Here is a 22249-nt window from a genome sequence, read left to right as displayed (position 1 = left end):
TCCCCTAATATATATTTTCCAAATTATAAACTTATAAAATTCTATTCGAGTTACTAGAGTTTCATACTTAATTTTTGAAATTTAATAGAAAAAAGTATGGAGAAAGAAAAATTTTAATAGCAAGTCATTGAGAAACATTCGTATAGAAAATTTTACAAATAGTTATACTAATCAATGTTTAGAAAACCTACCAATGATGAAATATGTAGAAATGACTGTATGCGAAGAGAGGGAGCTTAATTGTCTGAAAGTAAAAATACATTATCGATTTTTGCATTAGGTGGAATAAATGAAATCGGGAAAAACATGTATGTCCTTGAATACGGAGATGACCTAATCATTATTGATTGCGGTGCAAAATTTGCAGGAAATGATTTACTCGGAATTGATTTAATCATTCCTGATGTCACTTATTTACAACAAAATCAACACAAAATAAGAGGTTTAGTCCTAACTCATGGACACGAGGACCATATAGGTGGTATCCCCTATTTCCTAAAAAAGTTAAATGTTCCGATTTATGCAACAAGATTTACTCTTGGATTAATTGAACTGAAGTTAAAAGAACATAAGTTATTACGTGAATCGACTTTAGTTGAAATTAATTCAAACTCCAAATTAGATTTTGGCAATATACAAGTTAGTTTCTTTAGAACAAGTCATAGTATTCCAGATTGCTTAGGTATTGTATTCGACACTCCAGAAGGAAAAGTTGTGCATACAGGAGATTTTAAATTTGATTTAACTCCAGTAAATGATCAATATACGGACATTCATAAAATGGCTAACATTGGTGATGAAGGTATCGTTGCTTTAATTTCTGAAAGTACGAATGCAGAAAGACCTGGAATGACACCTTCGGAAAGTGAAGTTGGAAAACATATTGACGAAGCATTCTTTAGTGCGACAGGAAAAGTGATCATTTCGACATTTGCGTCGAATGTAAACCGTGTACAGCAAATTGTAGAAGCATGTAAAAAGACGAATCGAAAATTGGCATTACTTGGTCGAAGTATGGTGAATGTCGTTTCTATTGCTAGAGCAAGAGGATATTTAGATGTACCTGATTGGATGATGGTTGATGCTCGAGATGTGCGACATCTTTCACCTGAGAGTGTAACGATATTATGTACTGGAAGTCAGGGGGAGCCACTAGCAGCGTTATCACGTTTATCAACAAATAGTAATAGAGATGTAAAGGTCTACCCTGGTGATACAGTCATTTTCGCTGCTTCTCCAATACCAGGAAACGAAAAGGATGTCTCGAAAATTGTTGATAACTTATTCCAATTAGGGGCGAACGTCATTTATGGTTCCGCTAAAATTACAGGAATGCACGTTTCAGGTCATGGATATCAAGAAGATTTAAAGTTAATGCTTACTTTAATGAAGCCTAAATACTTTATACCAATCCATGGCGAATATCGTATGCTACACCTTCATCAAAAACTAGCTGAGGCAGTTGGAGTTGAAGAAGGCAATACATTTATTATTAAAAATGGTGAAGTTGTAGATATCCAGCATGGTGAAGCGAGACAAACTCGTAGTGTAACCGCTGGAGACACATATGTGGATAACACCGGTGACGATGAAGTGTTTGATATAGTCCTTCGTGACCGTAAACAGCTATCCGAAGAAGGGATGCTTGTCATTGTAGTTACGATAAGTAAAGAAAATGGTGATCGAATCTCAGACCCAGATAGCATTTCTCGAGGATTTGTTTACGCAAAAAATTCCGAAGAACTGTTAAGTAATATTAATGAAGTCGTAAAGAGAACGATTGATCCATTCAACGATGCCAATGTGCTAGGAATGCGCCGCGCTATTAAGAAAGAAGTCGGAAAGTTTGTTTACGATCAAACAAATAAACAGCCGATGATTTTACCAATCATCATTGCGATTTAAAAGTGCCCTTATGCAGGGCACTTTTTTTAATCAAAGCTTAAATTGAGCAAGTTTAGTCTGGAATTGAGCGATTTTGTCATGGAATTGAGCAACTTTCCACCACAATTGAGCGAGTTCGCCCTGGAATTGAGCAACTTTATTGCCGGATTGAGCAACTTTAGGCGTCTTATGATCAACTCACCATTTTTATTGCAACAAAACCCCATCTATTTTTCAAAAGAGCATTTTACCAATAGAAACTGATTAAGTTTCCACAACTAAGGACATCATTTTTATAAAGAACTATTATTTGCATTAGGAGGATTTAAATGACAAACGATCCATCAAACGAAGAAAAGTACCAAACAAATATTGAAAATGACGATACTCTTACAAACCGACAAGGACACCCAATTACAAACAACCAAAATATACGTACGGTTGGAAATCGTGGGCCTGCAACACTAGAGAACTATGACTTCATTGAGAAGATTAGTCATTTCGACCGGGAGAAAGTACCTGAACGAATTGTACATGCACGAGGTGCTGGTGCCCATGGTTATTTTGAGGCATACGGCACAATTGGTGATGAGCCAGCATCTAAATATACTCGCGCAAAACTCTTTCAGGAAAAAGGAAAGAAAACACCTGTATTCGTTCGTTTTTCCACTGTAGTACATGGAGTTCACTCACCTGAAACAGTCCGTGACCCACGAGGTTTCGCGGTGAAATTTTATACTGAAGATGGGAACTGGGACTTAGTAGGAAACAATTTAAAAATTTTCTTCATCCGTGATGCTATGAAATTCCCAGACATGATTCATGCTTTTAGACCAGATCCTGTAACAAACATTCAAGATGCACGTCGTTTCTTTGATTTTTGTGCAAATTCTCCAGAATCATTCCATATGGTGACCCTTGTTTATTCTCCTTGGGGAATTCCAGCGAACTATCGAATGATGCAAGGCTCCGGAGTAAACACATATAAAATGGTGAACAATGAAGGAAAAGCGGTACTAGTAAAATATCATTGGGAGCCAAAACAAGGGATTAAGAACTTAACGATAAAAGAAGCTGAAGAAATACAGGCGAAAAACTTTAATCATGCTACGCAAGATTTGTACGAAGCTATCGAAAACGGAGATTACCCAGAATGGGAATTGTTTGTTCAAATTATGGAGGATGGTCCACATCCAGAGTTAGATTTTGATCCACTAGATGATACAAAACTATGGCCAAATGACAAATTCCCATGGTTACCTGTAGGACGTATGGTGTTAAATAAAAACCCTGAAAACTATCATAACGAAGTCGAGCAGGTTGCATTTGGAACTGGGGTACTTGTCGATGGACTAGATTTCTCTGATGACAAAATGTTACAGGGAAGAACATTCTCCTACTCAGATACACAACGTTATCGAGTAGGCGCGAATTATCTGCAACTTCCAATTAATGCTGCCAAAAAGCGTGTTGCCACAAATCAAGAAGGTGGTCAATTACGTTATTATAATGACAAAGCACCCGGTCAAAATTTACATGTCAACTATGAACCATCTAGTATGGGAGGCTTAAAAGAAGCTGAACAGGTTGGCAAAGAATATACTCCAATGATCCAAGGTGAGCTTGTACGTGAATCAATCGACCGTAATGATAATACGAAACAAGCAGGTGAAACGTACCGAAACTTTGAACAATGGGAAAAAGACGAATTAATTAATAACTTAGTAAATGATCTAAGTATTTGCCCACAAGATATACAAGATAAAATGATCGCACTTGCTGAACAAGCCGACGAAGAATATGGACGTCGTTTAAGAGATGGACTAAGTGAGAAGAAAAAAGAAGCGAGCAACAACAAAGAGGAATTTGCGGAAGACTTTAATCCACGTCCACTTGGTGCAAAAGATTCGAAGAAAATAATTGATGATGTCATTAAAAAAGCTCGCAATTCCAAACCATATTAACACAAAAACGCCCGTGAATTTTTTTCACGGGCTTTTTTGAATTGTTTGTGTACCAGGTACACAAACAATTCTGAATATTCAAACTACAAAAGGGTTTAACTGAGTACCTGGCACCTAATCACATAAATCTACGGACGTTCTTTTTGCCATCGTAGGTATATAGAATTGGCTTTTCTTCCACAATGCTTTCTAGGTGGACGGGTCTACCCCATAATTTATAAATATATTGAAGTACCCTTTCTAAATAATTTACGTCTAACTCCATTCCTTCATAGCCATGTTTTAAATAAAGCTCACCGTTTCGTAAATAATCGCCATTTTCTACGACGATATAAGGAAATCCTCCATTTACACGCATGGATACTAGCTGATCTCTCACATTTTCATAATCTTTATCACTAATACGATATTCTAGCCCCTTCTTCTCGAAGAGATACATATCTTCTTGCTCAACAAGCTCTTTTGTTAAATAGTTCCTTATAAACGAAATATCCGATTCAATTTCCCGTACTTCAAATATTTTCTCTCTTCCTGTCCCAGGTTTAACTCCTCTTTTTAACATCTCCTCAGTTGGATTATCATAGCGTTTTTCGATATCTTCAAAGATTTTTAAACCGAGATAATAAGGGTTAATAGTCGTTTTTGATGGCTGCACAACACCTGCATTCAATTTTGCATATTCAATAGTCTCATCTGTTGTTAAATTAAGCTCGCGCATAATTCGTTGGTGCCAGTATGAAGCCCATCCTTCATTCATAATCTTTGTTTCTAGTTGTGGCCAGAAGTATAGCATTTCTTCTCGCATCATTGTTAAAATGTCCCGCTGCCATTCCTCTAGTTCTCGGCTATATTCTTCGATAAATAACAGTAAATCTTTCTCAGGCCTAGGTGGAAACTTTTTCTTTCTTGTACGAACTTTATTTTCATCTTTTGACTCGACATCTAAATTCCATAAATCATCATAAGGTGATTTTGGTTTTACAATGATCTCTTCTTCGTCATCCTCAAAATCGCTATACATCAGTTTAGGTCTTAGTAAAGAAGGGTCAATATGCTCTTGTATCGCTAGGACCGCATCTAAAAATTGTTCCACTTCATCTTTTCCATATAACATTTCATAATGAGCAATACGTTCGGCCGTTGAAGTCATGCTCTCAACCATATCTCTTCTTGTATTTGAAAAACGGACATTATTTTTGAAAAAATCGCAGTGGGCTAAAACATGGGCGATAATTAATTTGTTTTGCGTTAACGAATTTGTATCAAGCAGGAATGCATAACACGGATTGGAATTGATAACCAATTCATAGATTTGGCTTAAACCGAAATCGTATTGAAGCTTCATTTTATGAAATTGTTTACCGAAGCTCCAATGAGTGAAACGAGTAGGCATACCGTATGCACCGATTGTATAAATCACATCTGCTGGGCAAATCTCATAGCGCATTGGAAAGAAATCTAATCCAAATCCAACGGCTATTTCCGTAATTTCATCAATCGCCTTATGAAGCTCTTTTTCCATAAAATGAATCCCTCCGTCCATCAATTTTAGGGAATATTTAATTGTTCAAATGTTATGCTTCTACTGGCTTTTGGAAGAATCTTTTCAATGCTTCATATACGTCATTTTTTTGTTTTAAAATATAATATCTAAATTTTGGATCATCAATTTTACGATATACGCTCATTAATGTTGAGTAACGATTGTGTGCATTAACTTCTCCATAACCAAACATACTAGAAACTCCCATCAGTTCTTTTACTAATTTTAAACACTTTTCATTGTCTGTTGAGAAATTATCACCATCTGAAAAATGAACAGGATATATATTGTATCGTTTCGGATTATATTTTTCCGAAACTAATTCTAGCGCCTTTGCATATGCTGATGAGCAAGCTGTACCTCCACTTTCACCCTTTGTAAAAAATTCTTCCTCCGTCACTACTTTTGCCTCAGTATGGTGAGCAATAAATTCAATATCAACATATTCATATTTAGTTCTTAAAAACCGTGTCATCCAGAAGAAGAAACTTCTCGCACAATACTTTTCAAATGTTCCCATGGATCCGCTCGTATCCATCATCGCTAAAACGACTGCTTTTGATTCTGGCTTAATGACTTCATCCCACGTTTTAAAACGTAAATCATCGTTGTTGATAGGGGTAATTTTTGCTTCACCCTTCATTGCATTTCGTTTAATAGCTGAAAGAATCGTTCTTTTCTTATCGATATTTCCCATTAAGCCTTTTTTACGGATATCATTAAATTCAATTTTTTCAATCGTAATATTTTCTTTCTCTTTTTCTTGTAAGTTCGGAAGTTCCAGTTCATTAAACAATAAATTTTGTACTTCTTCTAAACTAACTTCAGCTTCATAGTAATCTTCACCTGGAGCATCGCCTGGTTTATTTCCTTTACCTGGCCCTTTTTCTGCAGTTCCTCGTTCTCGTGCAATTACGTCTCCAACTTTACTGTCGCCTTTTCCTTGGCCAACATGTTTAGATTTGTCGTAGTTATAGCGAATTTTGTATTCATCTAAAGAACGAATCGGTACTTTAATGACTTCTCGACCATTCGACATGATAATACTTTCTTCACTCACAATATCTGGTAGATTATTCTTAATAGCTTCCCTAACCTTTTCCATATGACGTTGTTGATCCTGATGCCCTTTGCGATGGAGGGACCAGTTTTCCTTAGAGATAACAAAGTTTTTTTGATCTTCGCTCATATTATCCTCACCCATCTATATTTTTAATTTTTTCATCGACTTTGGACAACTCGTCAAAAAGTGCAATACCTTGGTGAAATGACAAAGAGGAAAAGCACTTTTCTTATAATATGAGAATTTTCTGACATATTTCACTAAATTTTAAAAAATAAAAAAGAGTCATAGTAAATTCTTTTACAACATTACCTGAAACTTCTAATTATATTGATTTATTTCTTCCATTCGTCATATAATACAAAGCATATAGAAAAAGTTGGTATTATATTTGGAATTGAGGGGTGGCAATGAATATTGAACATATCGAGTCGTTTCTTTACGTCGTCAAGTATAAAAGCATCCATAAAGCAGCAAATGCATTATACTTAACACAACCAACCGTTTCGGCTCGTATTAAATCGCTGGAAGACTCACTCGGAATAACGCTTTTTCATCGTGAAGGTCGTAGTATAAGTTTGACGGATAGTGGAAAGGAATTTATTCCATTTGCAACTAACATTGTAGAATCTTATTACGAAAGTAAAAAATATCTTAATAGAAATAATCCATCTTTGTAGATGTCACACAATCTATGTTTGTGTGACTTTTTTTATTCTCTTTTTTATACAAATAAAGGTGCTTCTCCCACATTAGTCATTCAAACTGTTCATTAGTTTTCAGGTTGCTTAAGGCCCAAACCATTAATGATAGGTATTTTCTATCAACAACTAATGCCATCGTTTAAGCATTTTGTCTTGATAGTATTTTTCTATCACTAACCGTATTGCTAAATTTATCCTTGCAGTGTTAGAATTCAGTAAATTCCAATAATACTTAGCGGTTTGCTAGAAATTAAAAATAAATGTTTTTAGGGGGAGAAAATTTGGTTAAACAAATTCATTTTGGTGCAATTATTCACGGTGTCGGAGGAAACATTTCAGGGTGGCGTCATCCAGAAGTGAAAAAAGATCAAAGCGTTAACCTTGAGTTTTATACACAACAAGCTCAAAAAGCAGAAGAAGGAAAATTTGATTTAGTATTTATCGCAGACGGATTATTCATTAATGAAAAATCAATTCCGCACTTTTTGAATCGCTTTGAACCTGTAACAATCTTATCGGCTTTAGCTGCTCAAACAAAACAAATTGGGCTTGTAGGAACAATTTCAACTTCTTATAGCGAGCCATTTAATGTTGCAAGACAGTTAGCGTCACTTGATTTAATTAGTGATGGCCGCGCAGGCTGGAACGTTGTAACAACTCCATTAGAAAGTACAGCACTTAACTTCAACAAAACAATTGAAGACCATCCAAGTCATCCTGTCCGTTATGAAATTGCGGAAGAGTACCTCGAAGTAGTAAAAGGTTTGTGGGATTCATGGGAAGATGATGCGTTTATCGCAGATGTTGAAAACGACCAATTCTTTGACCCTTCGAAATTACATGTTCTTAATCATAAAGGGAAATATTTCTCTGTTCGTGGACCATTAAATGTAGCACGTTCTAAGCAAGGTCAACCGGTTGTGTTCCAAGCAGGTGCTTCTGAAGCTGGTATTCGTCTTGCGGCAAAAACTGCAGATTCCGTATTTACTCACGGTGCAACTCTAGAAGGAACTCAGGATTATTATCAAAAACTAAAAAAAGCTGTTCGTGAAGAAGGACGTAACCCAGAGGAAGTACTAGTTTTCCCAGGCATATCTCCTATCATCGGTGACACAGAAGAGGAAGCAGAGCGTAAATATTGGGAAGTTGCTAACTTAGTTTCTATCGACAAAGCACTAGCTTACTTAGGGCGTTACTTCGATCATCATGATTTCACGCAATATGATGTAGATGCACCTTTCCCTGAGTTAGGTGAAATTGGAGCAAATAGTTTTAGAAGTACTACTGACAACATTAAAAAATATGCTAAAGAACTAAATTTAACATTACGAGAAGTAGCTTTACGAGAAGCGACACCACGTTCTCCTTTCATCGGTACACCGGAAAGTGTTGCAAACGAAATCATTCGTTGGGTAGATGAACAAGGGGCTGACGGGTTCATTATTGCCACAACTGCACCACATACATTAGATGACTTTGTAGACAAAGTAATACCAATTCTCCAAGAAGAAGGTCGTTATCGTACGGATTATCCAGCTGATACGCTACGTGGAAACCTAGGAATTCCATTTGTTGAAAATCGATATGTAAAAGCAAAACAACCAATCTAATTTTTTGTTTTAAAACCTAGTATTTATATAGGTGTACTGATGAAATGGGGTAAAAATATTGATTCAGCTTTCTAACATTCAAAAAAGCTTTGGTAAAACAGAAGTGTTAAAAGGTATTGATTTACAAGTAAACAAAGGCGATATCGTCTCTATCTTAGGTCCAAGTGGTTCTGGAAAAACGACACTACTTCGATGCATTAACTTTTTAGAAAAAGCAAATGAAGGGACGATCAAAGTTGACAATATTGCCCTTGATGTAAAAACAGCTTCAAAAAAAGAAATAACAGAGCTTCGAAAAAAAACTGCAATGGTTTTTCAAAATTACAACCTATTCCAACATAAAACAGTACTTCAAAATATTACGGAAGGGTTAATGATCGTTCAGAAAAAGAGTGAAAAAGAAGCCATTGAAATTGCTAAAACAATGCTTACTAAAGTGAGCCTTGAGCATAAAGCAAATAACTATCCAAGTGCACTTTCAGGTGGCCAACAACAACGGGTTGGCATTGCCCGTGCACTTGCATTAAATCCAGAAGTTATATTATTCGATGAACCAACTTCCGCCCTTGACCCTGAACTTGTTGGCGAAGTTTTGGATGTGATACAAAAAATTGCTAAGGAAGGTATCACAATGATCATCGTGACACATGAAATGAACTTCGCAAGGGATATTTCGAATCGTGTTGTGTTTATGGATGGTGGCGTTGTCGTTGAAGAAGGCACTCCAAGTGAAATCTTTAACAATCCTAAGAGCGATCGAACAAAACAATTTTTACGAAGATTAGTCCCTGAATTCACATATGAAATTTAATTTTGAAAGGAAGTCAATCAGTTGAATTATAAAATTTCCTTGTTAGATCAAAGTCCTGTACTAAATCAAGAATCAAATGAAGCTACATTGGCACGAACAGTTAAACTTGCTCAAGGCGCTGAAAAGCTCGGATATCATCGTTTTTTAGTGTCAGAACACCATAACTCTTCTGAGGTAGCAGGTTCATCACCAGAAGTCCTTGTCTCTTACTTACTAGCAAAAACTGAGAAAATCCGTATTGGTTCAGGTGGTGTGATGCTTCAACACTATAGCCCATACAAAGTAGCTGAAAATTTTAACGTTCTTGCTAGTTTAGCAGGCGACCGTGTGGACTTAGGTATCGGCAAAGCTCCAGGTGGTCTGCCATTATCAACAAAGGCTTTACAATATAAAAAATTTTCTACCGAAAATGATTTTTATGAACGACTTTCCCTTTTGAACCAATTTATAAACAATACTGTTCCCGAAAATCATGAATTTGCAGAGTTAAAAGCTGCACCGATTCCAAAAGTAAAACCTGAGATCATTTTACTTGGGGCAAGTCGAGGAAGTGCGGAAGATGCAGCAAAACTCGGTATCTCTTTTGCCTATGCTCAATTCTTTAATAGTAATGACGAAGAATTAGAAGCAGCAGTAAAGGCTTACCGTGAACATTTCCCAACTGGACGATTTATTCTTGGAGTCAATGTTATAGCGTCAATAGATGAGGAAAAAGCGAAGGATTTTGCTGCAGGGCAAACACTATACAAAGTACACCTTGCAAGTGGTAAACGATTAACGTTAGTAACGGAAGAACAAGCAGAAAAACTTGGAAGAGAATCCGGAGAAAGCTTTACTATTGAAAAACATGAACCAAATGTTATTAGTGGTACCCCGGTTCAAATAAAAGAGAAACTCGATGAACTTCATACAAAATACGGAGTTGATGAGTTTATTTACCATACACCAGTGTTAAATGAAGAAGTACGTAATGAATCATTCCAATTAATAAGTCCAACTAATTTAGAAAAACTCGGAATCCCTTTAAAGATTTAGGAGGAAATTTGAACATGACAAATTTAAAAGTGGTCGTTTGGGCTAAACAAGGTTGCTCATATTGCGGGGAAGTTAAAAGTTATTTAGAAACAGAAGGGATTGACTACCAAACTATTGATGTAACTGAACACGATGAATTCAGAGATATTTTAGAAGTAAAATATGGAATTCGTTATGTACCAGTAGTAGAAATTGGTCAAGGCAACAAATTCACTGCGGTTACAGAATTAGGTGTTGAACATTTACAAAGTGCACTTGAAAAACTCAAAAATGAAGGAGTACAACTATCATGAAAAAATTGTTATCAGCTATTCTGTTAAGTGCCCTTCTATTATTATCCGCTTGCGGAAACTCTAGTGATTCATCAACTTCAGCTTCAGCAGCGGGCGTTGAGAAGATCATTATTGGTACAGGATCACAATTTATTAATATTTGTTTCTATGATGAAAATGGTAATTTAACTGGTTATGATATTGAACTTTTAAAAGAAATTGATAATCGACTTGAACAATATGAGTTTGAATTTCAAGTGATGGACTTTAGCAATTTACTATTAAGTTTAGAAACGAAGAAAATTGATCTACTAGCTCATAATATGGCAAAAAATGCAGAGCGTGAAGAAAAGTTTCTGTTCAACGAACAACCATATAATGCAATGCCTCTACATGTAGTTGTTCATGAAGACAACACAGAGATTAAGTCTATCGATGATATTAACGGAAAAACAGTTGCTGTAGCACCAACTAGTAATGCTTCTATCTTTGTAGAACAATATGTAAAAGATCATAGTTTTGACACTGAGATTTCCTATATCACTCAATCTGCTGATATGAATAACCAGCTAAAGACAGGAAGAATTGATGCGATTTTCAGTTTCCCATTTGCAGTTGATATTAATAATAATGCTGCTGATGCACAACAAAAAATCGTCGGTGACCCACTACTATTCACTGATATTTTCTTCATGTTTAACAAAGAAGATACTGAATTATCGAATGCTGTAGATGAAGTATTAAAAGAGTTAATCGAAGATGGAACTGTAAAAGAATTAAGCACAAAATGGTTAGGTGCTGACTATTCTGTACAATTATAGAATTTTATGATTGAAAAATTAAAGAAAATTGAGAGGAGGGCATCGTAATGGGAAGTTCCTTTGAACCATCATTAATAGTTGAATCTATTCCGAAGCTATTATCCTACCTGCATATAACAATCGAAATTTTAGCTTTATCTGTAGGACTTGGCCTATTACTTGGCATCCTAATTGCGATGCCAAGACTTTATCACATCCCAATTTTAAAGGAAATCGTAACGGTTTATATATCCTTTATCCGTGGCACACCAATCTTAATTCAATTGTTTTTAGTATTTTATGGTTTACCTGTTGTCGTTGGCCTATTTGGAATTGATATTACACGAATGGACCCATTTTATTTCGTCATTGTAACGTATACGTTAAGTAATGCTGCTGCTTTTTCAGAGATATTCCGTGGAGCAATTACTTCTGTAGATTATGGTCAGACTGAGGCTGCCTATTCAATTGGGTTAACACCACTTCAAAACTTTTACCGAATAGTGTTTCCCCAAGCCTTTCGTGTGGCATTCCCAAATATCGCAAATGCATCCATTAGTTCATTAAAAGACACTTCCCTCGCTTTTTCAATCGGTGTCATGGACATGATGGGACGTGGCGAAACGTTAATATCAGCCACAATGCATGCAGTAGAAATATATATATCTCTAGCAATTATCTATTACGTGATTGTGTTGATATTTGAACGCTTGTTTAAATGGATCGAACGATATTTAAATCGCTATTTGGTGAAAGATGAACTTTCGTTATAAAGGAGGAACATATAATGCAACTTGATATTCCATTTATATGGACAGCATTTACAGAAATCATTAAGGCTTTACCATTAACATTAATCATCGCTATAGCGCCTATTTTAATTGGTCTTTTGATTGGTATTGCAGTTGCGTTCCTTCGAATGAATCCTATAAAAATTCTTACTCCAATTGCGAACTTTTATGTGTCATTTTATCGAGGAACACCTGTCATCATGCATATTATGATTATCTATTTTGGGGTACCGATATTATTTGAATCTACTTTTGGAATTTCCTTAAACTTTGTCCCTATTGCCGTGTTTGTTATAATCGCACTCGCTTTAAATGCGGGAGCTTACCTTTCGGAAATTATTCGATCTGGTATTTTGAGTGTGTCAAAGGGGCAAATCGATGCAGCCTATTCTATTGGTATGACAACATCGGAAACATTAAGACGCATTGTATTACCCCAAGCATTTGCTTCAGCAATTCCAAATTTAACAAATATTATTATCGGATTTTTACACGCAACATCCATCGCCTTCCTTGTTTCTGTTAAAGAATTAACGGGCGCTGCGAATATTGTAGCTTCAAGTAATTTGAAATTTTTAGAGGCTTTCATTGCCGTAGGGATTATTTATTGGGGAATTACAATTATCATTGAATTGTTTGCCCAATTAATTGAAAGAAAAATTACTGCATACAGTAACACAGGTGTTGCGAGAAATTAGAGGAAAGGTGATTAATTTGAAAGCAATTATTATAAATGGCGGTAACAGTTTGAGCTCTCGACTAATTGGAGTTCAACTAGAAATAGAGAAGCTTCTGATTGAACATAATGTAGCATATGAATCGATTATCGTGCATCAATTACCTGCACATGATTTAATAACAGCAAACTTTGCTAGTCCTACGATTATTAGCAATTCACAGAAGGTTGAAGAGGCTGATATAGTTATTCTACTAACACCTGTATTTAAAGGGGCTTATTCGGGAATATTAAAGACATTTTTAGACTTACTACCGCAAAAAGCACTTGAAGGTAAATCCGTCATTCCAGTTGCTATTGGTGGTTCAATTGCTCATTTACTAACTCTTGAGTATGCATTAAAACCCGTTGTTTCGATTTTAGGAGCGACCCATGTTACGAGTCCGGTATATGTTGTTGATAAACAAATAACTAAAGAGAATGAAACATTCGTGGTAGAACATGACGTCATCTACCGTCTAGAAAATGCCGTAAAACAGGCACTTGTTTTAGAAACGATTAAAGCATAATTTAATAGTTTCAAAATAAAAAGTACCCATTTCTCGGGTACTTTTATCTTTTGAAGAGATAAAAGAGTGCCTGGATCTAACACATTACCAGGCACTCTAATTTTTGCATTATCTATTCAACAAACTTCCAACATATCTTAACAACTCATTTGCACTTGTTGTATTGTAACCATACTCATCAACAAGTGTCGCCACAACTTCGTTAATTTTCTTAAGTTGTGATTCATCAGGTGTTGTAGACGACGTTGTAATTTTGACGATATCTTTCAAATCTGCAAAGAGCTTTTTCTGGATAGCTTCACGTAATCTTTCATGGGAATTATAGTCAAAACGTTGTCCTTTTCTCGCATATGCTGATAAGCGAATTAATATTTCTTCACGGAATGCCTTCTTCGCATTTTCAGATACACCGATTTGTTCTTCTATCGAACGCATTAACTTCTCATCTGGATTCATTTCTTCCCCAGTCAATGGATCACGGATTTTGTTTTTATTACAAAATGCTTCCACATTATCAAGATAGTTATTCATTAAGTGTTTAGCAGACTCTTCATAAGAGTATACAAATGCTTTTTGCACTTCGTTTTTCGCAATTTCATCGTACTCACGTCTTGCAACAGCAATGTAATTAATATACTTCTCACGATCTTCTTGAGAGATGGATGGATGTTGGTCCAGTCCATCTTTTAATGATCTTAAAACATCGAGTGCATTAATTGACGGTACTTCCTTACGAATAATTGCTGATGAAATTCGGTTAATAACATAACGTGGATCTATTCCATGCATACCTTCGTTCGGGAATTCCTTTTTCAATTCCGCAACGTCTACTTCATTAAACCCTTCAACATTTTCTCCATCATACAAGCGCATCTTCTTAAGTAGATCAATTCCCTGTTTTTTTGGAACTTCTAGTCTTGTTAAAATTGAGAAGATAGCCGCCGCTCGTAATGCATGTGGTGCAATATGAACATGTGCCATATCACTTTCACGAATCATTTTTTCGTAAATGCGCTCTTCCTCACTCACCTTCAAGTTATAAGGTATCGGTATTACGATAATACGGGAGTGAAGCGCCTCGTTCTTCTTATTGGAAATAAAGCTTCGGTATTCCGTTTCGTTTGTATGGGCTACGATAAGCTCATCTGCCGAAATGAGAGCAAAGCGACCTGCTTTAAAGTTCCCTTCCTGTGTTAAAGATAACAGGTGCCATAAAAACTTCTCATCTAGTTTCAACATCTCTTGGAATTCCATCATACCTCGGTTTGCCTTATTAAGCTCCCCATCAAATCGATATGCACGTGGATCAGATTCAGATCCATATTCTGCAATTGTTGAGAAGTCGATACTTCCAGTTAAATCCGCAATATCCTGTGATTTAGGATCTGATGGTGTAAATGTTCCAATACCAACTCGTCTATCTTCAGAGAAGAAAATACGTTCCACCATCACATCTTCAATACGACCACCATACTCTTCTTCTAGGCGCATTGTATTTAGTGGCGATAAACTACCTTCAATACGAATTCCATACTCTTCATAAAATTCATCTCTCAAATGATGTGGTATTAAATGTAATGGATCTTCATGCATTGGGCAACCTTTTATCGCGTAAACTGCACCTTCTTCTGCTCTTGAAAACTGTTCTAATCCTCTTTTTAACATCGTCACAATAGTCGACTTACCACCACTAACTGGACCCATCAAAAGCAAAATACGTTTTCGAACATCAAGTCTTCTTGCTGCAGGATGAAAATATTCTTCTACTAAACGCTCTAGTGCTGATTCTAATCCAAACATTTCTCTATTAAAAAAGTTATATGACTTTTGTCCATCTTTTACTTCTACACCAGCATTTCTAATCATGCTGTAAACACGAGAATGAGCTGTTTGAGCGATTTCTGGCCTTTTCTTCACAAGTTCTAAATATTCCGCGAATGTCCCTTCCCACTTCAACCTGTTCTCATCATCACGGTATTTCCTAACCTTGTTTAAGATGCTGATAGTCTTACCTCCATTCCCCATGGCATGGTTTATTAAACATACTATGAAGTTCGAGGGATTAAGATTCATAGTCTTCACATATTACAAAAATGTTATTTTTATTTTTCCTTATTTAAAGCGGTTTTCAAAAGTTTTGTATATTAATATTTTTTGCTTGACCCATTGGGACGAGCAAAAAATTACTTTTATAGGAAATTCATTTGTATAATTAAGGTGCTTTACCTATACAAACACAATACAGCATAAATGGAGGTCTAAAAAATGTCCGAAAATTATTATGATAAAAGTGCTTCTAAGAACATTTTCCAATTAAAAGAGTTAGCCCCCGACCAGCTGAAAGCTTTTCAACAATTTGATGCCGCTGTTTTAAAAGCTGGTGCACTTTCAAAAAAGGAAAAAGAAATTATCGCTGTTGCTATCGCTCACGTGACTGAGTGTCCATACTGTATTGATACTCATACTAAAAAGGCAAAAGTAGCAGGAGCTACTTTAGAGGAATTAGTTGAAGCTGTTTTTGTTACAATGGCAATTGAAGCTGGTGGAGTAGTAACACATAGTACACACGTACACAATGCAAATCTTGAGAACTCTCCTGACGAGTTGTATACGCGTTCTAATTTGAGAAACTTAAAAGAGCTTAATAAATACGCACCAGATGGGTTTAAAGGATACTCAAATTTTAGTCAGACAGCCATGAAAGAGGGAAAATTGTCTGCAAAATTTAAAGAAATTATTGCCGTTGCGGTTGCAACAGCTACTCAATGCCCTTATTGTATCGATGTCCATACCAAAAATGCTCTTAAACTCGGAGCTACAAATGAAGAACTTGCTGAAGCGATCTTAGTTTCTTCTGCTTTATGTGCAGGTGGAGCCTATGCACATATGATCAATATGATTCAAAGTTATAACGAGTAAAATAACCTACAATATCACACAAAGAATAAAAGGGGCTACATCACTTTTTTTGTAAATTCTAACAAAAAAGTTGTAGTCCCTTAATCATTTTGAAAGAAACACTTTTAGTTTTTTATTTTGATCGATTGATGCAATTAATACATCTTCAATTTCAGCGTGATATGTTGCACTTAACTCAACTTTTAACCAGTTCTCATCGATCGAAGTTTTGTTTAACTCTTTATAATCAATCTTCCCTTCTTTTACAACTACAGTGGTAAAGGAAAATGGCTCTGAAGTTATTTGCAAATCCTTTTTCGTAACGGGTTGGTGTTCTGGGAAAAGAAAGCTTGTAATTGTTCCATCAGGTTCCCAATTTGCTAAAGCCACTTTTTTAATATCATCTATTTTCTCTTTTCTAAGTTCAGACAATAAATCATCAACTGAGATTCTTGCTTTTCTTAAGTTTTTAACTATTATTTGACCTTCTTTAACAAGTGGAATTGGTGAATGTGCAATAAAATGTCGGAATGGTAAAGACTTTAAAGTTAAAAAAGTACCTATTGTATATAGAATAACTAATACAGTCATTGTTATGAAAGAACCCATCAATCCTAATCCTTCATCGGACAATGGGTGAGCTATTATATTTCCAATTAAAATCGCCATTGCATAATCAAGTAATCTTAGCTGTGAGATTGAACGAAGGCCCATTACTTTTACAATAATAAATAAAAAGAAAAACCCTACTACTGCCCTTAAACCCCACTGAATTGCGGTTAATGATTCTTGTCCATGGAAAAAATCCACTTGTTATTCCTCCGTTTAACTATTCTCGTATTATTTTCACCCTTAACAAATGAAATATACGAGCACACCTTCGACTAATCATCATTATTAAAACTTTACGTTATTAATGAATATAACTTTAACAAGCATCATATATATTACTTGGTAATGATCAACTGAAAGGAGGATCTAATGCATTCTCAGTTCAAGTATTGGCGTCCCTATGTCAGTCCTTATGACCCTTGTAAACCAATACGAGTAAAAAGTTATTCCACACCTCCACACTTATATATGAATTTCCAGCCACCTGGACTACCACAATTCCAATCTCCCAAACAAGCATTAATGCACGGTACACTATGGCCACAATTATATAGCCCATATCCAGATCCAAATAAAGGGGTGGAAAAACCGTGAAGAAAATGCCACCCGAGTATTACCAACTTCTAGAAGAAATCCAAGCGATCGATTTTGTTATTGTTGATTTGAACCTCTATTTAAATACTCACCCGCATGATGTAGATGCCATCCAGCAATTTAACGAAGCATCACACCATTCCATGCTCCTTAAAATTGAATTCGAAAAACAATTTGGTCCATTAATGAATTTCGGAAAAAGCTTTTCAAACTATCCATGGGACGTAGATGATTCACCGTGGCCTTGGCAAGTATAGCGACATTGTTATGATGAAATTAGTCTAAAGCTAAGGGAGTGATTAGTTCTGTTTTACTACGAAAAGAAACTCCAGTATCCTGTCCGGGTAAGCGAATGTAATCCGATGCTTGCTAGGTTTTTAATTGAACAATATGGTGGGGCAGATGGTGAACTCGCTGCTGCACTACGTTATATGAACCAGCGGTATACTATTCCAGATAAGGTAATCGGTCTTTTAAACGATATTGCTATGGAAGAATTTTCCCATCTTGAGATGATTGCAACAATGATTTACAAACTTACTAAAGACGCTACCCCAGAGCAAATGAAAGCTGCAGGTTTAGGGGATCATTATGCAAACCATGATCACGCGTTGTTTTACCATAATGCTTCTGGTGTTCCTTGGACTGCATCCTATATTCAAGCAAAAGGGGACCCGATTGCAGATCTTTATGAAGACATCGCGGCTGAGGAAAAAGCACGTGCCACGTATCAATGGATTATTGATATGTCAGATGACCCAGACTTAAATGATGGGTTGAGATTTTTACGTGAACGAGAAGTTATTCATTCTTTAAGATTTAGAGAAGCTGTAGAAATATTAAAAGAAGATCAAGGTAAGAAGAAAATTTTCTAAATATAATAATTCCCCTCACAGAATGTAGTGAGGGGGATTTTTGTGTTAGAATTAGCAAATATTATCGTCTTGTACAATCAATCTATTACATGAGAAGATATAGTTTATGAATTAGCTAGAAAGTATGGTGTAGAAGTGAATTTAAAAGCGTTATTATTAGCACTCTTAACAGTAGTAATTTGGGGGTCAACTTTTGCGGCAAATAGTGTTGGTTTACAAGGGGGTTATCCTGCAGGACATTTAATTTTAGTCCGCTTCGTTATTGCGTCGATTCTCTTTATTATCATTGCATTATTACCAAACGTTAAGTTCAGATTACCTGCAAAAGAAGACATTTTAAGAATATTCTTTTTAGGGGTTTTAGGAATTAGTGGTTACCATATTTGTAATACATTTGGACAAGTAACAGTAAACGCAGGTACAGCAGGGTTATTAATAGGATCAGGTCCTATTTTTACAACACTGTTTGCGATGTGGTTCTTAAAAGAACGACTCGGGAAAGTTGGTTGGTTCGGCCTTGGTTTTGGTCTTTTAGGGATCATTATCATTTCTATCGGTTCAGGAGATGCGTTTGGCATTTCACCAGGGGTTATTTTAATTTTACTTGCTGCAATTGCCACATCACTATTTTTTGTGTTTCAAAAACCGCTATTTCAAAAATATTCAGCTATTGAATTAACAGCCTATTTTACTTGGGCAGGAACAATTCCCTTTTTCGTATTTGCTCCAGGATTATTCGAAACAATTCAAACGGCAACCTTGGAAGCGAACATCACTGCGATTTACATTGGTATCTTCCCTACTGCAGTAGCATATTTAACATGGGCGATTGCGTTATCATTAGCAACAGCAAGCTCTATATCTAGCACACTATACTTAGAGCCAGTTATTGCAATAATTGTCGCTTGGATTTGGATTAATGAATTGCCTACTATGATGTCAATTGCAGGTGGAGTCATTGCCATTACAGGTGTACTGATCGTAAATTATTTTGGAAAACGACATGAAATTTTAAGAAAGAAAAACATAGAATCGAGTGTAAATTAAAATAAACCCTTTCTAAAGAAAAATACTTTAGAAAGGGTTTTCTACTTAATTATTTATTCCGATGCACAATGTAATTTAAAAAATGTTTAAGGAATGATATATTTCTTGGGATTTTTTCTACCGATTCTATTGCAATGCAATAGTGATTCCACATCTCTTTTTTCGCTCCTTCGATTCCTAAAATGGAAACGAAGGTAGAATTATTATTTAGAACATCAATTCCTATTCTTTTTCCTAATAATGTAGAATCCCCTTCCACATCTAATAAGTCGTCTTTAATTTGAAAAGCGATTCCTGCATGTTTTGAAAACTTCTTCAATGATGTAATTTCCTCTTCATTCGCTTGAGCTAAAATGGCTGGCATTACTAATGAAGCTTCAAAACCTAATCCAGTTTTATATAAACTTATCGTATTTAACTCTTCTAAAGATAGAGATTTCCCTTTTGATGCTAAATCCATTGCTTGACCTTGGCACATTTCAGCAGTCATTTTCGCTGCGTATTTAATTAACTTTAAAACCGATTTCGAATCAAAATGTTCCATCGATGCTTGCTCTTCAAATGCTTTTTGCGTAAGGAAAAGACCCGCTAATTCTGCAGTTGCTACATTATACATTTGGTGAACCGTTGGATGTCCACGACGTGTTGACGCATTATCCTGTGATGGTAAGTCGTCGAAAATTAACGAAGCAGTATGCATATACTCTAACGATTTTAATAAAGGGAAAAGGTTGCTTTCGTTTAACCCATATACCTTTACACCCATAAACCATGTCATAATTGGTCTTAGACGTTTTCCCCCGCTATCTAGGCTATAATTCGCTGCATCAATGACAGACTCTTTTACGATTATATCGCTATCAGAATCTATTTTTAAATGATCATTTATTTTTTGCTGAACTTCTTTAATCGTTTGAGAGAATTCCTCATGCTCTTCTTTTTCTTTTTTAAATGAGGCTAACATTTGATCTCTTAAAAGTTTGTCATAAAAATCAACATCGTCAGCTTTATTGACCATTTGCTCTATTAGTTTTTGAAATTTCCCGTTTCTTAAAGAAAATAAATTCATTATCTTTTTAAACGTTTCATTTCCATGCTTTTCTTTAAATCGTTTTAACCCATTGATCGCTCGGTCAAAAATAATTTCTCGCGTTTTTTCATCTGAATGATACACATTATGAATTAAGTTAAAAATAACAGTCCAATACATTTCAAATGGATTCATTAAATCTTTTCTCGTTCTGTGATACTTCAAAAAATACGTATAAGGGGTAACGACGCCATCTTTTTCATCTTGAAACATATCAGCAAAATCATCTGCAAGCTGATTGTAAATTCCGTAATAGAATGTGCGCTCCTCAAACCCTTCATCCTCATCTACATTTACCATAGTCCGCGCAATTAATCTTGAAGATGAAGATTTTAATATGACAGGAATAAATAACTCTTCGTTCGTATATTGGGAGTAACTTAAATCTTTGCTACGATCAACTTCTTGGGAGTGGAAAAATACAAAGGATTGTTCATAAAATTTCGATTGTTCTTTTTGGTAGTTTTTTAAGTATAGAAAAGCTTCACTTAACTCGTCATGAATATATTCCATTAGTGCTCCATTTTTTCCGTGCCACACACCGAAGTCTGGAACTTCTCCTGTTATTAATGTTTCTCGGATTAAATTGGAATAGCGCACTTTTTCGTCAGAATCTAATACATTCGAATCTAGTAAATCATCTATAAACGGATATGTTAAACCATAGGAATAACCTAAACGGATCGCCTCTTCAAACTTTTTTGCACGTTCTTGTTCATTATAAGAGTCGTTCATCTCTTCATTCACGTGCATCATTACGCCAGCGATTATTTTTATGAGCTTTCGACGTGCATTTAGTGCATCCATTTCTTCTGGTAAATTTTTTGTCACTAAATGAAGTTTGTCAAACAACCAAATCATTGTCGCTTCTACTTTTTCTTCTTGTGCTTTCCGATACATTCCTTTATAACTAAACATTTCAACAAATTCATCATTACGTTCATTTGGATTTTTCATTTGTTTTATTAAATTATTAACTATGGTTTGGATTCTTTGTTGTGTATCTATTGAATTTAGAGTTCTCCCTAAATCTCGTAAAAAAATATATGATACACTACGCTCTAAATAATTTCTTAACTTCCCTTTATGTTCAAGCCAATTTATATATTGTTTATAATTTAATTTATTTCGAGGATCTTGTTTACGCTTAATGAGGGAAAGCACCCCTGAATGAACATGATTTTTCTTCCATGACTGAATGTCTTCTGTTAATGTTTGGATATATAATTGTTCATCAATTTGCGCTTGTAATGAGGAGTAGTATTGCATCGCCTTCTTTTCCGCTTCCATATAACACCTATTTGCATCTATTACGTTTAAATCATTCATTAAAACTCACCTTTACACATTTACTATTAACATCCAAACTTAAGACACTATACTTTAAACTATATTAATCTTTACTTCATTT

At 35.5% G+C, this 22249-nt stretch carries 21 protein-coding genes; 16 read left to right on the top strand and 5 right to left on the bottom strand.

Annotated elements, in window-relative coordinates; all coding sequences use genetic code 11:
* Positions 1–240: 240 nt before the first annotated feature.
* Entirely contained in the window at positions 241–1905 is a 1665-nt protein-coding gene (locus CRO45_RS12105) for a ribonuclease J (protein WP_097149907.1), read from the top strand.
* Between the two features lie 308 nt (positions 1906–2213).
* On the top strand, positions 2214–3848 hold the full coding sequence (locus tag CRO45_RS12100; protein WP_097149906.1) for a catalase: 1635 nt from the start codon (positions 2214–2216) through the stop codon (positions 3846–3848).
* A 118-nt stretch (positions 3849–3966) separates the two neighbouring features.
* Here the strand turns inward: CRO45_RS12100 and CRO45_RS12095 are convergent, their stop codons facing one another.
* Positions 3967–5370, bottom strand: coding sequence for a SpoVR family protein (locus CRO45_RS12095; RefSeq protein WP_097149905.1), 1404 nt, complete (start codon positions 5368–5370; stop codon positions 3967–3969).
* Positions 5371–5422: 52 nt separating this feature from the next.
* Entirely contained in the window at positions 5423–6580 is a 1158-nt protein-coding gene (yhbH, locus tag CRO45_RS12090) for a sporulation protein YhbH (RefSeq protein WP_097149904.1), read from the bottom strand.
* Positions 6581–6864: 284 nt separating this feature from the next.
* Between yhbH and CRO45_RS12085 the strand changes: the two genes are divergently transcribed.
* From CRO45_RS12085 to ssuE, 9 genes are all read left to right on the top strand, one after another.
* Positions 6865–7134, top strand: coding sequence for a LysR family transcriptional regulator (locus tag CRO45_RS12085; protein ID WP_097149903.1), 270 nt, complete (start codon positions 6865–6867; stop codon positions 7132–7134).
* 305 nt (positions 7135–7439) lie between these two features.
* The gene (locus CRO45_RS12080) at positions 7440–8768 is read left to right on the top strand and encodes an LLM class flavin-dependent oxidoreductase (protein ID WP_408057142.1); all 1329 of its coding nucleotides are present in this window, start codon (positions 7440–7442) and stop codon (positions 8766–8768) included.
* A 58-nt stretch (positions 8769–8826) separates the two neighbouring features.
* On the top strand, positions 8827–9579 hold the full coding sequence (locus CRO45_RS12075) for an amino acid ABC transporter ATP-binding protein (protein ID WP_097149901.1): 753 nt from the start codon (positions 8827–8829) through the stop codon (positions 9577–9579).
* A gap of 21 nt (positions 9580–9600) precedes the next feature.
* The gene (locus tag CRO45_RS12070; RefSeq protein WP_097149900.1) at positions 9601–10614 is read left to right on the top strand and encodes an LLM class flavin-dependent oxidoreductase; all 1014 of its coding nucleotides are present in this window, start codon (positions 9601–9603) and stop codon (positions 10612–10614) included.
* Between the two features lie 14 nt (positions 10615–10628).
* Entirely contained in the window at positions 10629–10907 is a 279-nt protein-coding gene (locus CRO45_RS12065; RefSeq protein WP_097149899.1) for a glutaredoxin family protein, read from the top strand.
* A complete protein-coding gene (locus CRO45_RS12060) occupies positions 10904–11707 on the top strand; it encodes a transporter substrate-binding domain-containing protein (protein WP_097149898.1) in 804 nt (267 codons plus the stop codon). The genes CRO45_RS12065 and CRO45_RS12060 overlap by 4 nt, the downstream gene beginning before the upstream one ends.
* Positions 11708–11754: 47 nt before the next feature.
* Positions 11755–12459, top strand: coding sequence for an amino acid ABC transporter permease (locus CRO45_RS12055; RefSeq protein WP_097149897.1), 705 nt, complete (start codon positions 11755–11757; stop codon positions 12457–12459).
* A gap of 14 nt (positions 12460–12473) precedes the next feature.
* On the top strand, positions 12474–13175 hold the full coding sequence (locus tag CRO45_RS12050; RefSeq protein ID WP_097149896.1) for an amino acid ABC transporter permease: 702 nt from the start codon (positions 12474–12476) through the stop codon (positions 13173–13175).
* Between the two features lie 7 nt (positions 13176–13182).
* Positions 13183–13722, top strand: coding sequence for an NADPH-dependent FMN reductase (ssuE, locus tag CRO45_RS12045; protein ID WP_328588629.1), 540 nt, complete (start codon positions 13183–13185; stop codon positions 13720–13722).
* A 108-nt stretch (positions 13723–13830) separates the two neighbouring features.
* On the opposite strand, the gene CRO45_RS12040 is transcribed toward ssuE, so the two are convergent.
* Positions 13831–15726, bottom strand: a complete 1896-nt coding sequence (locus tag CRO45_RS12040) for a PrkA family serine protein kinase (protein WP_097149923.1) — start codon at positions 15724–15726, stop codon at positions 13831–13833.
* A 261-nt stretch (positions 15727–15987) separates the two neighbouring features.
* Here CRO45_RS12040 and CRO45_RS12035 point away from each other — a divergent pair, with 261 nt between their 5' ends.
* Positions 15988–16641, top strand: coding sequence for a carboxymuconolactone decarboxylase family protein (locus CRO45_RS12035; protein WP_097149894.1), 654 nt, complete (start codon positions 15988–15990; stop codon positions 16639–16641).
* Positions 16642–16725: 84 nt separating this feature from the next.
* Here the strand turns inward: CRO45_RS12035 and CRO45_RS12030 are convergent, their stop codons facing one another.
* Positions 16726–17430: a DUF421 domain-containing protein gene (locus tag CRO45_RS12030; RefSeq protein ID WP_097149893.1), complete on the bottom strand. Its 705-nt coding sequence runs from the start codon at positions 17428–17430 to the stop codon at positions 16726–16728.
* A 171-nt stretch (positions 17431–17601) separates the two neighbouring features.
* On the opposite strand from CRO45_RS12030, the gene CRO45_RS12025 reads away from it, so the two are divergent.
* The 4 genes from CRO45_RS12025 to CRO45_RS12010 all read left to right on the top strand — a co-directional run bounded on the left by CRO45_RS12025 (position 17602) and on the right by CRO45_RS12010 (position 19748).
* Positions 17602–17826 (top strand): spore coat associated protein CotJA, encoded by a 225-nt coding sequence (locus CRO45_RS12025; RefSeq protein WP_097149892.1) that lies wholly within the window; start codon positions 17602–17604, stop codon positions 17824–17826.
* Positions 17823–18083, top strand: coding sequence for a spore coat protein CotJB (locus CRO45_RS12020; RefSeq protein WP_328588628.1), 261 nt, complete (start codon positions 17823–17825; stop codon positions 18081–18083). Before CRO45_RS12025 ends, CRO45_RS12020 begins: the two co-directional genes overlap by 4 nt.
* 48 nt (positions 18084–18131) lie before the next feature.
* Positions 18132–18701 carry a manganese catalase family protein gene (locus CRO45_RS12015; RefSeq protein WP_097149891.1) on the top strand — a complete coding sequence of 190 codons (570 nt, stop codon included), beginning with the start codon at positions 18132–18134 and terminating at the stop codon, positions 18699–18701.
* 135 nt (positions 18702–18836) lie between these two features.
* The gene (locus tag CRO45_RS12010; RefSeq protein ID WP_097149890.1) at positions 18837–19748 is read left to right on the top strand and encodes a DMT family transporter; all 912 of its coding nucleotides are present in this window, start codon (positions 18837–18839) and stop codon (positions 19746–19748) included.
* A gap of 49 nt (positions 19749–19797) precedes the next feature.
* On the opposite strand, the gene CRO45_RS12005 is transcribed toward CRO45_RS12010, so the two are convergent.
* Positions 19798–22167 (bottom strand): polyprenyl synthetase family protein, encoded by a 2370-nt coding sequence (locus CRO45_RS12005; protein ID WP_097149889.1) that lies wholly within the window; start codon positions 22165–22167, stop codon positions 19798–19800.
* Positions 22168–22249: the final 82 nt, after the last annotated feature.

Origin of the sequence: Ureibacillus acetophenoni, from assembly GCF_900220965.1 — a bacterium.
Classification (GTDB): Bacteria; Bacillota; Bacilli; order Bacillales_A; family Planococcaceae; genus Ureibacillus; species Ureibacillus acetophenoni.
This window is presented reverse-complemented; position numbering and strand designations above follow the sequence as displayed.

Excerpts from the sequence above, each read along its gene's own strand:
- CRO45_RS12085 (WP_097149903.1), top strand. The coding sequence starts at position 6,865 with ATGAATATTGAACATATCGAGTCGTTTCTTTACGTCGTCAAGTATAAA.
- CRO45_RS12100 (WP_097149906.1), top strand. The coding sequence starts at position 2,214 with ATGACAAACGATCCATCAAACGAAGAAAAGTACCAAACAAATATTGAA.
- CRO45_RS12005 (WP_097149889.1), bottom strand. The coding sequence starts at position 22,167 with ATGAATGATTTAAACGTAATAGATGCAAATAGGTGTTATATGGAAGCG.
- yhbH (WP_097149904.1), bottom strand. The coding sequence starts at position 6,580 with ATGAGCGAAGATCAAAAAAACTTTGTTATCTCTAAGGAAAACTGGTCC.
- CRO45_RS12025 (WP_097149892.1), top strand. The coding sequence starts at position 17,602 with ATGCATTCTCAGTTCAAGTATTGGCGTCCCTATGTCAGTCCTTATGAC.
- CRO45_RS12055 (WP_097149897.1), top strand. The coding sequence starts at position 11,755 with ATGGGAAGTTCCTTTGAACCATCATTAATAGTTGAATCTATTCCGAAG.
- CRO45_RS12035 (WP_097149894.1), top strand. The coding sequence starts at position 15,988 with ATGTCCGAAAATTATTATGATAAAAGTGCTTCTAAGAACATTTTCCAA.
- CRO45_RS12050 (WP_097149896.1), top strand. The coding sequence starts at position 12,474 with ATGCAACTTGATATTCCATTTATATGGACAGCATTTACAGAAATCATT.
- CRO45_RS12065 (WP_097149899.1), top strand. The coding sequence starts at position 10,629 with ATGACAAATTTAAAAGTGGTCGTTTGGGCTAAACAAGGTTGCTCATAT.
- CRO45_RS12095 (WP_097149905.1), bottom strand. The coding sequence starts at position 5,370 with ATGGAAAAAGAGCTTCATAAGGCGATTGATGAAATTACGGAAATAGCC.
- CRO45_RS12060 (WP_097149898.1), top strand. The coding sequence starts at position 10,904 with ATGAAAAAATTGTTATCAGCTATTCTGTTAAGTGCCCTTCTATTATTA.